General features: G+C 48.5%; 16 protein-coding genes. 8 read left to right on the forward strand and 8 right to left on the reverse strand.

Annotation, left to right across the window (positions count from 1 at the left end; translation table 11 throughout):
- The 3 genes from KDK15_RS15895 to KDK15_RS15905 form a co-directional block, all read left to right on the forward strand.
- Positions 1 to 224: hypothetical protein (locus tag KDK15_RS15895; protein ID WP_257296368.1), on the forward strand; the 224-nt coding region annotated here is incomplete at its 5' end.
- Positions 225 to 226: 2 nt separating this feature from the next.
- Positions 227 to 706 (forward strand): IS66 family insertion sequence element accessory protein TnpB, encoded by a 480-nt coding sequence (gene tnpB / locus KDK15_RS15900; RefSeq protein WP_257296369.1) that lies wholly within the window; start codon positions 227 to 229, stop codon positions 704 to 706.
- Positions 667 to 2178, forward strand: a complete 1512-nt coding sequence (locus KDK15_RS15905; RefSeq protein ID WP_373691386.1) for an IS66 family transposase — start codon at positions 667 to 669, stop codon at positions 2176 to 2178. Before tnpB ends, KDK15_RS15905 begins: the two co-directional genes overlap by 40 nt.
- Before the next feature lie 312 nt (positions 2179 to 2490).
- Here the strand turns inward: KDK15_RS15905 and KDK15_RS15910 are convergent, their stop codons facing one another.
- Together KDK15_RS15910 and KDK15_RS15915 are read right to left on the reverse strand one after the other, a co-directional pair.
- On the reverse strand, positions 2491 to 3138 hold the full coding sequence (locus KDK15_RS15910; RefSeq protein WP_257296371.1) for a HipA domain-containing protein: 648 nt from the start codon (positions 3136 to 3138) through the stop codon (positions 2491 to 2493).
- A 435-nt stretch (positions 3139 to 3573) separates the two neighbouring features.
- Positions 3574 to 3879 (reverse strand): hypothetical protein, encoded by a 306-nt coding sequence (locus KDK15_RS15915; RefSeq protein ID WP_257296372.1) that lies wholly within the window; start codon positions 3877 to 3879, stop codon positions 3574 to 3576.
- A 260-nt stretch (positions 3880 to 4139) separates the two neighbouring features.
- On the opposite strand from KDK15_RS15915, the gene KDK15_RS15920 reads away from it, so the two are divergent.
- The 3 genes from KDK15_RS15920 (at position 4140) to KDK15_RS15930 (ending at position 6999) form a co-directional block, all read left to right on the forward strand.
- Positions 4140 to 4424, forward strand: a complete 285-nt coding sequence (locus tag KDK15_RS15920) for a hypothetical protein (protein ID WP_257296373.1) — start codon at positions 4140 to 4142, stop codon at positions 4422 to 4424.
- A 175-nt stretch (positions 4425 to 4599) separates the two neighbouring features.
- Positions 4600 to 6513 (forward strand): DUF1631 domain-containing protein, encoded by a 1914-nt coding sequence (locus tag KDK15_RS15925; protein ID WP_257296374.1) that lies wholly within the window; start codon positions 4600 to 4602, stop codon positions 6511 to 6513.
- A 162-nt stretch (positions 6514 to 6675) separates the two neighbouring features.
- Positions 6676 to 6999, forward strand: a complete 324-nt coding sequence (locus tag KDK15_RS15930; protein WP_257296375.1) for an Hpt domain-containing protein — start codon at positions 6676 to 6678, stop codon at positions 6997 to 6999.
- Here KDK15_RS15930 and KDK15_RS15935 read toward each other — a convergent pair.
- Both KDK15_RS15935 and KDK15_RS15940 read right to left on the reverse strand, forming a co-directional pair.
- The gene (locus tag KDK15_RS15935) at positions 6994 to 7650 is read right to left on the reverse strand and encodes a hypothetical protein (RefSeq protein WP_257296376.1); all 657 of its coding nucleotides are present in this window, start codon (positions 7648 to 7650) and stop codon (positions 6994 to 6996) included. The two genes, KDK15_RS15930 and KDK15_RS15935, sit on opposite strands and share 6 nt — an antisense overlap.
- A 24-nt stretch (positions 7651 to 7674) precedes the next feature.
- The gene (locus tag KDK15_RS15940) at positions 7675 to 8370 is read right to left on the reverse strand and encodes an SDR family oxidoreductase (RefSeq protein WP_257296377.1); all 696 of its coding nucleotides are present in this window, start codon (positions 8368 to 8370) and stop codon (positions 7675 to 7677) included.
- A gap of 130 nt (positions 8371 to 8500) precedes the next feature.
- Here KDK15_RS15940 and KDK15_RS15945 point away from each other — a divergent pair, with 130 nt between their 5' ends.
- Positions 8501 to 8923, forward strand: a complete 423-nt coding sequence (locus KDK15_RS15945) for a hypothetical protein (RefSeq protein WP_257296378.1) — start codon at positions 8501 to 8503, stop codon at positions 8921 to 8923.
- A complete protein-coding gene (locus KDK15_RS15950) occupies positions 8920 to 9249 on the forward strand; it encodes a hypothetical protein (RefSeq protein WP_257296379.1) in 330 nt (109 codons plus the stop codon). Before KDK15_RS15945 ends, KDK15_RS15950 begins: the two co-directional genes overlap by 4 nt.
- A 48-nt stretch (positions 9250 to 9297) precedes the next feature.
- Here KDK15_RS15950 and frdD read toward each other — a convergent pair whose 3' ends face one another.
- The 4 genes from frdD to frdA are packed head-to-tail and all read right to left on the reverse strand — an operon-like array spanning position 9298 to position 12639.
- Positions 9298 to 9651 carry a fumarate reductase subunit FrdD gene (frdD, locus tag KDK15_RS15955; protein ID WP_257296380.1) on the reverse strand — a complete coding sequence of 118 codons (354 nt, stop codon included), beginning with the start codon at positions 9649 to 9651 and terminating at the stop codon, positions 9298 to 9300.
- A gap of 25 nt (positions 9652 to 9676) precedes the next feature.
- Positions 9677 to 10066, reverse strand: a complete 390-nt coding sequence (locus KDK15_RS15960; protein ID WP_257296381.1) for a hypothetical protein — start codon at positions 10064 to 10066, stop codon at positions 9677 to 9679.
- Positions 10066 to 10815 carry a succinate dehydrogenase/fumarate reductase iron-sulfur subunit gene (locus KDK15_RS15965; RefSeq protein WP_257296382.1) on the reverse strand — a complete coding sequence of 250 codons (750 nt, stop codon included), beginning with the start codon at positions 10813 to 10815 and terminating at the stop codon, positions 10066 to 10068. The genes KDK15_RS15960 and KDK15_RS15965 overlap by 1 nt, the downstream gene beginning before the upstream one ends.
- A 9-nt stretch (positions 10816 to 10824) precedes the next feature.
- Positions 10825 to 12639 (reverse strand): fumarate reductase (quinol) flavoprotein subunit, encoded by a 1815-nt coding sequence (gene frdA / locus KDK15_RS15970; RefSeq protein ID WP_373691387.1) that lies wholly within the window; start codon positions 12637 to 12639, stop codon positions 10825 to 10827.
- Positions 12640 to 12883: the final 244 nt, after the last annotated feature.

Genomic DNA, 12883 nt, shown 5'->3' on the forward strand with positions numbered 1-12883 from the left:
TCAGCCAGAAAGCTTTTTGCCTTTCGCGCAATATCTGCCTGTCCACCTTCACATTGTGGAAGCGCAAACTAAGGCAGGCAACCGAAAGGCCCGATCAACCTGCACAACCAGACCTTGACTGGTTCGAATTTAAAACCGATTTTCACAACACACCATCAGATCTGCCTCCATGGGAAATTGAACTCGAATTACCCGGTGCTGTAACCCTGCGTATGCGGCGTTGATCATGTTTTTTCCTGAATCACAGGTGCGGGTCTGGCTTTATAACCGCCCCACTGATATGAGAAAGTCATACAACGGCCTGGTCGCCCTGGTGAAAAATACCCTTGAGGAAGACCCGTTGAGTGGGCAGTTGTTCGTCTTCATCAATCGTCATCGAAACCAGTGCAAGGTGCTGTACTTTGAACGCAGCGGTTACTGCATCTGGAGTAAACGGCTGGAGCAGGGTCAGTTTCACTCCCACGCCGGTCAGGCGGTTAAACAGCTGCTGGCATTGACCGACCTGAAGCTGATCATTGACGGTATTGATACCCGTTCTATCCGCTATCACAAACGTTATGATACTCGAACAGCACAACCTCTGAATAGCAGCTACATTCAAGGGCTACGAATCTTCCTATTCCTGCCAATCAACCCTCTCACCTGCAGCTGCTCAAGCAGTTGCAGGTGCTGTTGCAGGAACACAAATCTGCGAACGAACACCTGAAGCAGGAAAACGAGTCCCTCAAACATCAGCTGGCCTGGTTTAAACAACAGCTGTTTGGTGAAAAATCGGAAAAGAGACTGATAGTAAGCCCGGACCAGCTGGCTCTCGGGGAGATACTCAAGGGCATTGAGTCTCCAGAGATTCCGGAAACAGAAATCATCACCTTTGGGCGCAGAAAGAAGCACAGGCCGGATGACTGTGTTACCGATCAGGGATTGCGCTTCACGGAAGGTGTACCCGTTGAGCTGATTCATATTGCGGCTCCTGAAATGCAGGGTGAAGACGCCGACCAGTATGAAATCATTGACCATAAATATACCCATCGTCTGGCGCAGCGTCCGGGCAGTTACGTGATTCTGAAATACCAGAGGGATGTCGTTCGCCACAAGGCAGACCAAACCCTGAGCACTGCGGCAGCCCCCTCCGGTCTGTTTGACCGCAGCTTTGCCGATGTGAGCTTTATAGCTGGCCTGTTGGTTGAGAAATACCGCTACCACCTGCCGCTTTACCGTCAACACCAGAGACTGGAAGCCAGCGGTATCACCGTCAGTCGTGGCACGCTGACCAATCTGGAGCAGCGTGCTGGCCAGTTGTTACAACCTGTCGCCCATGAAGTACTGAATAGCTGCCTTGAAAGTCACACCCTGGCACTGGATGAAACACCTTCAAAAGCCGGGCTGAAATGCAAGGGTAAAATGAAAAAAGGCTACTTCTGGTGCTTTTATGGTGACCAGGAAGAAATAGCCTTTATCTACTCCGACAGCCGCTCCTGTGATGTGGTTGAACCTTACCTGAAAGAATTTGAAGGGGTATTACTCACGGGTGGCTACCCCGGTTACGAAAGCCTTTGCGCAAAATACCCAAAGATCACTCATGCCGAGTGCTGGACACACAGCCGACGTTATTTCGTCAAATCAGAAAAAGCGGAACCCGAAGCGACCAAAGAAGCCCTGAAACAGATCGGCGCATTGTACAAGGTTGAAGATGACATCCGTCGTCAGGGGTTGGAAGGCGATACACTGCGTGATTATCGCCAACAAAAAGCCAAGCCCCTGGTCGACCAGTTCTTTGAGTGGAACCGGGAACAGCTGCGACGGCTTGACCTGGTTCCCAGTAACCCTCTGAGCAAGGCACTGGGCTATGTTCATAAGCGGGAGAAGGAGCTTCAGGTTTACCTGAACGATCCAACGGTAGCGATAGACACCAATCATCTTGAGCGTGGCCTTCGTTGCATCCCGATGGGCAGAAAGAACTGGATGTTCTGCTGGACGGAAGAAGGCGCAGACAATGTTGCCGTGTTCCAGACGTTGATCACCAGCTGCCTGCTGGCGGGCATCGATCCCTACAAATACCTGGTTGATGTTCTTCAACGCATCAACCTCCACCCGGCCCGTGATATCAGGGAACTGATACCGCGACTCTGGAAAGAGAAATTCGGGGCCAATCCATTAAAAGCCGATCTCGACAAGTAGGGGGAGTCTGCCCCCTGCTTGGACGCTTACGAAATGATACTGTTGATTGCGGAATAGCACTGGCAACCTGGTAGCAAGCGTAGCTGGTGTCATGCAACCTGAAAAAACCTTTCACCACTTCAGGCGTGTTTTGTAGTCCTCGCATCTTACTATGAACAAAGCCTGGAATCCTTAATAAACAGTCTTTTAATACCAAAAAGATGTCAGGAATGTCCTCGCTTGAATACCCGCGCCTCAATCCCCACTGTCATTCCACAAAAAGCCGTTGAGTCCAACCTACGGATAATTTTCAAAGCTGTAAGAGTTCAGAAATTACCTGAAACGGAACAGTGTACGATCAACCTCACTGAGTTCAGCCTCATCACAAACGTCAACCCAGTTTTCTTCGATAGTCGCTTTCTGATGTTCAATAATATCCTTGGCCTGCTCTCTTGTTAGCAGGAAGATGTCAGCTGCCTGCAGACACAGCAGCGCTAACTGGCTCTGCCGCTGATTGCTTTTAATCAGCATCGCCTGAGGAGCCATCATTTCATCCAGCCCATGAAGGGGGAGAGCCGACACCATGTGTTTTCTGCACCAACCCTTGTTGGGCTTACTGGCCAGTTCCCGGTCGAACCGCCGGATCAACAAAACATCCTTTCCAGCTGTCTGTGCCAGTGATACATCAGCCACATTCAAGCCCGTCAGGCTGGCCAGTCGCATGGCGATGAATTCAGCCTTGACCATACTGTAGAGGTCGTAACTGGAGGAGAACTTGGCAATGTATTTATTGTCACCGTCTTCAATCAGGGCTTTGGGTCTGGCACCACCGATTGATGTACCATGATGAAGAGCTTGTTCCAGCTCTTTCGGAACCGGGAGACCTTGTTCAATACGCGCTGCCAAGGAGAGCAATTGCTCCAGTGTCGCACTGCCTGAGAGTCGGGGAATATAGTCTGTGGGGGAGAGCTGAAAATCCAATTACCAATAATTGACTAAAATATTAGTCACAATGACTATTTATGGCTAATATATTGGTCATTTAATAAAAATACGACATTTCACCAATACTTAATTGCGGCCGCTGGTTTAAATGAACGCGATACTTCCCGATGGCAGGTAACATCATAAGACTTCTGCCGAAGGTAACGGCCAAAAGTATTCACGAAGCGGGTCATGTCCATAGCGAGTTATTTCGTCATCAAAAATCGCTACAAAATACCGACAGACCCTTGCTTATAGCCTATAGGGAGTTTAACGCATGACTTAATGGCCAATGCTTAGGTGATGATTATAAGCAGAAAATAAATCAGGGTATGAAGTGAGATAAACGGGGAAGGACTTCCATGATTGATACCATGACCTTCTCTTATAGGCAAAAGCCGTTCCAGTCAGAATACAACTATCCCTGAAAGACTAGCCTGAATTTTTTTTCATTCTTTCCAAAGCTTCCTGAACGACTGCACGAGCCTCATTTTGACAGGCATCCATTGCATCAGAATCATCGGGAGCTACACGCCATTCAATTATTCTTTTTGCCAGCTTCCTCGCCATCACACCGACAAGATCATCCAGATAAGCCTCATCGAACATAGCCAACGGCATAAATCTCAAATGAACTAACAACTGCTCAGGCTTATCAGGTTCCTTCATATGTATGGCAAAATCGCCAGCGTCAGACGTGCTTTGACTGATCGTTAACGTAAAATGCTCACCGCTCATAGTATTCTCCCGGCTGTACTATTTTCAGTTGTCGGCGGTGATACAGGTGGCTTTACGATCTTCAGACCAGCTGTCAGCTCATTAAGTCAGGGGGCATTATTAAACAAAAAACCGGGTCTTCTGTCTTTTTATAATCTCTGTTCATAATCTAAACTGAACTTTATAGGGACTAAAGCATTAGCGAACAATGCCGCCAGATAAGGCGAAATTCGCATAATTTACCAGAAGCCAGCTTGCACTGGGCAAGGGAGAGCCTGACCATGTCACTCATTACCAATAAGGATATAGAGAACCTACCCTCTGATAACTCGGGCCAGGTAGGTAATGTCAAACCGGTAGATCGTATTGACCCGATGCAGTCACAGGAGTTTTCAAACCTTGTACAAAACAAGGAGGAAAATAAGCTTGCTGAAACAGCTGCAGAAGATGGGGAGATTACCCCGGAAGAGCTCCAGCGACAGATTCGTGAAAACCTGTTTAAAAATGGCTTCAACAAAGCCCTTGATAAAGCCAGGGAAATAGCCAAAGAACTCAGACAGGGATAGCACTCTGATCCATTGTCATTTTTTTGGCCAAAGGTAGTTAAAACGCAGCATTAGTAGCTACTTAATATAATTAAATACTCTCAATATAATTATATTTAGCAAAATGATATTGGTGGTCTCTGTGGGTATTTCATACCTTGCAGGTGACGTTGTGCAGTACAGGGATGTGGCCAGCATGTCAATTCAATCTTCCAACATTATTCCTCTCAGTCCAAGTGGCGACAACAAGCCACCGCAAAGAGTTTTTTTTTCTGAGTTAAATCAACTGGTTCAAGAAATCATTTGTCCTGAGTCCGACACGCTGTTTCCTGTTTTACTTACTAAGTTAAAAACCAATCTGGAAGACATCAAGAACGATCAGGACATGATGCGCTGGATCGATATCAAAAACCGTTTGAAGAAGTCTGAATCTTTAATTAAAAAAAGTTTCCTCGATCATTTGACCAGCGCAGAGAGTGATCAGCCTGCACCGCAAGAAGGTGTCTTAACACTTGAATTACTGGACAATTCTGAACTTGACCATCAACTCCTCTGGCTTTCTGCAACCAATAATTTTGAAAGCAGTAAAAACTCTGAACGTATTTGTCGAATTAAAAGCAGTCTCGAGAGCACCTATCCCCGGCATGACGGTACTTACCCTGCCACCCCGGAGCGTATCTGCGAAAGTTTTGCCATGGCTCTGGAAAGTCTCCATCCAGATCGTGATATCGAACAACAATTATTCCGCTGGTTTGCCTGCCATCTTAATAACGCGGCTGATGAACTCTGGCTTAAAGTAGATCAGCTAATTATCAATAAAGGCCTGGGCCCCCAACAGTCATCTCCGGTTGAGCGATTGGAAGCAAATCCAGCCTCCGGCCCAAGCCACCAATCCGTATCTGCATCCCGCTTCCCGGATCAAACACAACCAGCACCTCAACAGAGTTACTATCCAGACATGGGAAACCCTCAGTTTCTGGATAGCTTTGCTGAGAAACTGGTATCCCGACTGGAAGACATGCTTGCCGAAGACGAGCTCATCCCTGAGGCCAAGGCTAACAGGGTCAGGGCCGTTGATCTGGCCAATGTCCTCAGTTCACTGCAAGTGGATGTTCTTGAGCAGCACGTTTCAATAAGAAACCTACAGAACCTGGTCGTAGATGCCCTGGAAATACAAGGCGTTAATTCAAAACTCTCACGCCATCATGAAGACCTCATCAATATGGTTGGCTGGTTGTTTGAGTACATTCTGGATGATCACAACCTGCCTGATGAAGTAAAAAAAACCATAGCATTATTGCAAATCCCGATTTTAAAACAGGCGATCCTGAACGATGCTTTTTTAACCTACAAAAAGCACCCGGCCCGTCTCTTGTTAAATGACTTAACGTCTGCTGGAATGCTGTACTGTCGTGACCCTCAACTTAGCAAACATGTACTGCTACTGATTGAGCATACTGTGCGCACCATCATCTCTGACCACAGCGAAAACCCCGATGTATTTCAGGATTGTCTTGATGGATTTCAATTCAACCTGAATCTCATCCTGGAACCAGAGCCTGAGAGTTCGGAAAACCATCCTACAGCACCCAACGAACAGCCAGAAGAGTTGCAGACAACAGAATGCGACGATGACCATACCATTGACTTTCAGACCGAGAGTCTCACGGAAGACTCTGAGGAAATTATTCTTTCCTGCGGACAGTCCGGGCTTAGCCTGGAAGATTCGCTCCAGTCTGAACCCGCCCCAGAAGCAACCGAACACCCTCAGGAGCTTGAGCTGCTCCCGGATGAACAGAATGAAGTGGCTGATGCTCAGGAGCACCACTCCTCATTTGCCCCGGTCATTATTGATGGGCTTCACCCGGGCCAGTGGGTTGAGTTTATTGGCGAAGGTGACTCACATCGACTCCGCTGCAAACTTGCCCGGCTCAGTAAAGACAGTCATCGATATATTTTTGTCAACAGCTCGGGAATGCGTGTTTCGGAGCGCTCTGGAAGTGAACTCAAAAAGGAAATTAAAGACGGTTCTGTCCGTATTATGGAAGAAAACCCGGTTTTCGACCGGGCTATCCAGGCTGTTCTTGAGCGATTCAAAAAGCATTTGTAACGCTGCCTTAGATTAATAAAGCAAGCAGTGAAAAAGGTGAGAACTTTTCAGGCCTGTTTATCGCAGCATCGGTAAAGACATCAGTTATTGGTCAGGCAGCACTAAAGCACTGGAGTTTAATGGCGAAAAACTAATTTATCCGTGATTTGTACAGGAAGTTTTATGATCAATCTGGAAAATTTACATCAAATCACCGACGGTGATGAGGCGCTGCTGGAAGAGTTATTATCAACATTTTTCCAAAGCACCCGGGAAGACATCCTGAATTTGAAAGCAGCGGTCAACAATCAGCAAACGCCCCTTATTGTCAACTTTGCCCACAGGATTAAAGGTGGTGCTGCAATCGTCGGAGCGGAGCAACTGGCAATACTTGCCGGAGACCTTGAACAGTCAGGGCAACAAGTGGAGCCGGAACGTTATGATCCTCTTTTTCTTGAACTGCAGGATACGTTTAACAGTATTGAAGCCCTGTATCCTAAACTATGAAGGCTGCTGACTGGTCAAGCTGAACAGTCGAAAGCCAACCACAACGGCAAACGCCATAAAGGGTGCCTCAAGAACACCACCAATAACCTGTAACCGCAGTACATTCTCCTGGCTCATCAATAGATAGCTTATAAGGGATTGTGAGGACAGCAGAGTGAGCAGCAGTACGGTAAAAGGCAACAACAGGGACCACTGCTCCTTCGTCTGATTAAAGCTTGCCTGAATAGCCTCCATTGGTGACTCGTCCTTAAGGGCAACTCGAAACTCCACAAACATCAATTTGTACAGCAGATAAAACCCTGGCATCAGGTAGAGGCTAAACCCAAGCATTACTACCACAAACACGACCAAGTAACTGGTCGCCAACTGAAAATAGATACCCGCCGACTTTATTAAACTGTCATAAAGGCTTAACTTCTCCCCCTGATCACGACTCTCAATAAAGAAAATCGCTGCCCCCGTGGCCAGCGGCTCTATCAACACTGAAGCAAACAGGTCTGCAAACACTCCACTTATCTCGCTATTGCCAGCAAAAGACTGTTGGAGGTAAAAGCCAGCAATTTCGGATGGGATTGCAGACAATAGAAACAAGACCGTCAGGCTTAAGCCATAACGGGCAAAAAAATGTAGCGATTGAACAATAGATTGCATGCAAAGTTCACCAGATTAATCAACTTACCAGGGAATCACTGATCCATCATAACTGATGAACTGGCCACTGTTTTTCAACGAAAGTTGATCAATAACCTTGCGAATTCCCCTGATTGAAGTTTCAGTATCAATCAGAGCATTGACGCCCCCCATATCCGTCTGAACCCAGCCCGGATGCAATACACCGACACTGATACCCTTCTTGGCAAGGTCAACGGCCAGACTTTTAGCCACCGCATTTAATGCGGCTTTGGCAGAGCGATAGATGTAACTCCCGCCTTTATGGTTGTCTCCCATACTTCCCATTTTGCTGGACATCATGATGATTTTCTTCTCATGGCTCTGGGCTACTTTTTCCACCAGTGCCTGCGTAACCATCATCGGGGCTACCGTATCGACCCGCAAAACCTCCATCCATGGGTCAACGGTTACCTCATCATAAGACAGACCAGAAGGGCCATAAATTCCGGCATTATTGATCAGGATATCAATGGGTTCTTCAATCACATACTGCAGGTTATGGATCATTCCGGGCTGGGTAATATCAAGAGGAACCAGCTCAAACTGGTAGCCAGCACTGCGTTTAAGCTCCAGCAGTTTCTGCGACTGTTCCGGAGAGCGGCAACAACCATAAACCTTTGCACCCTCCGCAAGATATTGACGGCACAGTTCCAGACCCAACCCCCGGCTAACGCCGGTCACCACAACTATTTTCTGCATGCAGACTCTCCCGGATAAACTGGCAGCTTTCGGTAGAAATAAAACTGAAGCCGCCGATAAATTATCTTACTAGTAAACAAGGCAAAAAACTTACAAAACATTTTATGTTGGCAAACCGGGGATGGAAAAGATGCCTCCAAAAATAACTGGCGACAACCAGACATCTTATATACCAGCACAAGAGGGTCATACCTCCCCTGCTAATAACAACGCCAGTCATAAAGGACGCCCGGTCAGCGAAGCCAGGGCGACTCCCCAGTCGGACAGGACCGCTAATGCAACCAGCAATCTGGCCGTTGGCCAGCGCCAGGTTGAGTCTTTATCACCTGATCATCGGGAAATGATCAAAGCACTTTCAGGACAAGGTCAATGGGGTGGTGTTCTGCCTGCAATTCTTGCTTGTAAAACAAATGATCAACTGAATGAAGCTCTGGCCGCAATAAACACAGTCAGTCCTCTGCCCAACGAGACTCAACAGGCAATAGGCAATCACTTTGCGGCTCTCTATGCAAAGGAAACCAGTGCTATTCTGACCACAGGACTCACACCATGACACTCGAAAACCTGGGCAGTCTTGATCTTATTATTCAAAAATCCGATGAACATGACAGTCCGCTGGGTTCCATGATCAGAATGGCGGTGGACAGCTTTATCCAGACACACTCACTAACAGCGGTGAATCGTACTCAAATGGTCAATAGCATCACCCAGAAAATTCACGAGCAGATCAATCAAGTGATGTTCGAGCAGGAAGAGTTACTGACAAAAGACCCGGCATTGGCCGAAAAAATAGCTCAGGCACGCAATCAACGACGAATCGAGCAAAATTATCTTCAGGAAAAAAGCCAACGCTCTGAAAAAGCCTCACCGGCAGGATAGTTTTTTTAGGCAAAAAAGGGGCCTGGTCGGCCCCTTCATACAACCAGATTAAAACAGCAGTAAGGCAATGGTTGCCAGACTGAGACCCAACGTACCACCATAACAGGCCACTTTTACCCCAACACCCGGGTGCAAACCCAGATCGTGAGCACCGTGGTAAATACGGTGAATACAGGCCCAGTAAGAAGGCACCAAAGCCACCATCAGCGCCAGTTTGCCAATCCAGTTCTCCAGAAAGAATGCTGACATTCGCTGGTAAGAGAGCGCTTCTGCCGGAATAATTTCCAGAGGCACGCCCAGACCAACCACAAAAATAATGGCCGGAAAGAAAAAGGCGATAGTGGTGCCACCAGCCCCAAACAGACTCCACAACAGAGGTTCAATATGGCGTTTATTACTCATGTTCCCTCTCCTAACTCCCGTCCCGTCAAAGTCCCACAGTGGCCGCAGCCAGAATGATTGCAGAAACCACAGCCAGGCCAACGTACATCAGTTTGTTAACCACACTGTCTTTTACCATTTTACGAATCTCCTGTGGCAGAACGCGGGGTGTCATATCGAAATAGGTGACGGCATGGTAAATGGTCAGACCCAGAGTAACCACAGTGAACAGAATCATTAACGGGTTGGCCTGGAAGGCAAGCCAGCTATTCCAGGCTGCTTCACCTTTGACCAGTTGCATCAGACCGACAAACAGGTTAATGGCATAGAGACCATCAAATACGCAGGAGGATTCCCGTACCATGTACTGGCGGTAGAAGGGATGATCCATATACCAGGTGCGCTTCATAGGACGCACATAGGGGCGACGACTCATTACTTGTCTCCTTTACGTGGCATCAGGAAAGAGAGCGCCCAATCCCGGGAACCCTGCAGTTTGTTCTGGTTGATGGCAGCGGCCGGGTCAACATTCTTTGGACAAACCTCTGAACAGTAGCCCACAAAGGTACAGGACCAGACACCATTCTTGCCCTGAATCACTTCGGTACGCTGCTCATAGCCATCATCACGGCTGTCCAGGTTATAACGGTGGCCCAGGGCAATCACCGCAGGCCCCGTAAACAGTGGGTTCAAGCCCATCTGTGGACACGCGGAGTAGCACAGCATGCAGTTAATGCACATGGAGAACTGCTTGTAGAGGCCCAGCTGCTGAGGCGTCTGCTTATTCACCCCCTCCGCAACTGGCTTCTCCATCGCATTGATGATGTAGGGTTTCACTGACTCCAGTTTCTTGATGAAGTCTTCTGAGTCAATCACCAGATCCTTTTCAATCGGGAAGTTAGCCAGTGGCTCAACCCGAATGGTGTTCGGATAGTAATCCCGCAGGAAGGTTTCGCAGCCGAGCTTTGGTGTACCGTTGATCACCATGCCACAGCTGCCACACACCGCCATACGGCAGGACCAGCGGTAAGCCAGGCTGGAATCCAGTTCATCCTTGATATGCTCAAGGGCATCCAGCATGGACCAGGCTTCCACATAAGGAATGGTGAAGGTGCCAAATGTCGGCTTGTCATCGGTCTCCGGGTTATATCGCAGAATCTCGATGGTTATGGTTTTATCACTCATGGGGCCTCCTTACTTCCCTTCACCGTTTTTCTCAGCCGCGTTCTTCTCGGCTGCGGCGCCATAAACGCGCTCTTCTGGCTGGAAGCGGGTTACATTCACGTCTTCATATTCCAGGCGAGGCTTGGCATCACCGTTAAAGAAAGTGACGGAGTGTTTCAGGAAGTTGACATCATCACGGGCTTCGAAACCATCAATACGCTGGTGCGCACCACGGGACTCCTTACGTTCAACACCACCAATGGCCATACACTCAGCAACCATCAGGGAGCTTTGCAGTTCAAAGGCCTGCAGCAGTTCGGTATTGAAGACCTTGCTCTTGTCTTCCACCTTCACGTTCCTGAAGCGCTCACGCAGTTCGGAGATCTTGTCCAGACCGGCCTGCATCTGCTCACCCACCCGGTAAATACCGAAGCTGTCTTCCATGGTTTTCACCATTTCGTGACGCAGTTGCGATGCTTTTTCATTACCATTGGCATTGCGCAGGCTTTCGATGGCCGCCAGGTGCGCTTTTGCCTGATCCAGCAATTTGCCTTCATCAGACATCACATTCTGGCTGGCAAAATCGGCCGCACTGTCACCGGTAACCTTCCCAAAGACCACAGTCTCTGCCAGCGAGTTGGAACCAAGTCGGTTTGCACCGTGCATACCCACGCTGGCACATTCACCTGCAGCGAACAGACCGGCCAGATCGGTGGCACAGTTGATGTCCGTTCTAACACCACCCATGGTGTAATGAACCGCAGGACGTACCGGAATTGGCTGATGAACCGGATCAACACCCAGATAGTTTTTCGCCAGAGAACAGATCAGTGGTAGACGCTCCATCAGTTTCTGTTCGCCCAGGTGACGCAGGTCCAGGTGCACCGCATCGCCCAGTGGCGTTTCAATGGTGCGGCCCTTACGCTGCTCCTGCCAGAAGGCCTGGGAAAGCTTGTCACGCGGGCCCAGTTCCATGTATTTGTTCTTTGGTTGACCAACCGGAGTCTCTGGTCCAAGACCATAATCCTGAAGGTAACGGTAACCATCCTTGTTCAACAGGATACCGCCTTCACCACGACAACCTTCCGTCATCAATACACCAGAGCCTGGCAGGCCGGTTGGGTGGTACTGGACAAACTCCATGTCACGCAGCGGTGCGCCAGCACGCAGGGCCAGGGCATGACCGTCACCGGTCACAATGGCACCATTGGTGTTGAAACGGAATATACGACCAGAGCCACCTGTTGCCAGAACCACGGATTTCGCCAGGAATACTTTTGGTTCGCCAGTTTTCACTTCGATGGCAACAACGCCCTGCACACGGCCGTCTTCCATGATCAGGTCAGTGGCAAAATACTCATCAAATCGTTCAATAGATGGGTACTTGGTGGACGTCTGGAACAACGTGTGAAGCATATGGAAGCCAGACTTGTCTGCAGCAAACCAGGTGCGCTCGATCTTCATACCACCAAAAGCACGAACGTTTACGTCACCATCGTCCTTACGGTTCCAAGGGCAGCCCCAGTGCTCCAGGCGGATCATCTCTTCAGTGGCGTGGGACACAAAGTAATCGACCACATCCTGATCGCAGAGCCAGTCGCCACCGGCAACTGTGTCAACAAAGTGGTTTTCCAGAGAGTCATGATCCTGAATCACACCGGCTGAACCGCCTTCTGCAGCCACCGTATGACTCCGCATAGGGTAGACTTTGGAAATCAGTGCTACTTTAAGTTCAGGATTTTTTTCTGCAACGGCAATCGCAGCCCGAAGACCGGCACCTCCGGCACCGACAATGGCTACATCAGCCTGTATGACCTGCATACGCAAACCTCTACCACCGTTCACCACCATCTCCGGGAAGAGTTCAAAACAGAGACAGCCAGCGAACTGGCTAAATTGAATAATGAGAGAAGGGTTAAAAATCTAAAACTGAATTTTATATAAACCAAAAATTAAAGCCATTGACATAGAACAAAAATAAATCAATATTTCGGAAAAACCGTAATTTCAATATAGATCAATAGGATCAACCACTATAAGTAGTTGGCCAAATGGAATCGTATTTTCTGGCTAAGTGGGCAGTTACTAT

It is taken from the genome of Endozoicomonas sp. YOMI1 (assembly GCF_024606345.1).
Classification (GTDB): Bacteria; Pseudomonadota; Gammaproteobacteria; order Pseudomonadales; family Endozoicomonadaceae; genus Endozoicomonas.

Coding starts and splice junctions, on each gene's coding strand:
- tnpB (WP_257296369.1), top strand. CDS start 227: ATGTTTTTTCCTGAATCACAGGTGCGGGTCTGGCTTTATAACCGCCCC.
- KDK15_RS15915 (WP_257296372.1), bottom strand. CDS start 3,879: ATGAGCGGTGAGCATTTTACGTTAACGATCAGTCAAAGCACGTCTGAC.
- KDK15_RS15920 (WP_257296373.1), top strand. CDS start 4,140: ATGTCACTCATTACCAATAAGGATATAGAGAACCTACCCTCTGATAAC.
- KDK15_RS15925 (WP_257296374.1), top strand. CDS start 4,600: ATGTCAATTCAATCTTCCAACATTATTCCTCTCAGTCCAAGTGGCGAC.
- KDK15_RS15930 (WP_257296375.1), top strand. CDS start 6,676: ATGATCAATCTGGAAAATTTACATCAAATCACCGACGGTGATGAGGCG.
- KDK15_RS15935 (WP_257296376.1), bottom strand. CDS start 7,650: ATGCAATCTATTGTTCAATCGCTACATTTTTTTGCCCGTTATGGCTTA.
- KDK15_RS15940 (WP_257296377.1), bottom strand. CDS start 8,370: ATGCAGAAAATAGTTGTGGTGACCGGCGTTAGCCGGGGGTTGGGTCTG.
- KDK15_RS15945 (WP_257296378.1), top strand. CDS start 8,501: ATGCCTCCAAAAATAACTGGCGACAACCAGACATCTTATATACCAGCA.
- KDK15_RS15950 (WP_257296379.1), top strand. CDS start 8,920: ATGACACTCGAAAACCTGGGCAGTCTTGATCTTATTATTCAAAAATCC.
- frdD (WP_257296380.1), bottom strand. CDS start 9,651: ATGAGTAATAAACGCCATATTGAACCTCTGTTGTGGAGTCTGTTTGGG.
- KDK15_RS15960 (WP_257296381.1), bottom strand. CDS start 10,066: ATGAGTCGTCGCCCCTATGTGCGTCCTATGAAGCGCACCTGGTATATG.
- KDK15_RS15965 (WP_257296382.1), bottom strand. CDS start 10,815: ATGAGTGATAAAACCATAACCATCGAGATTCTGCGATATAACCCGGAG.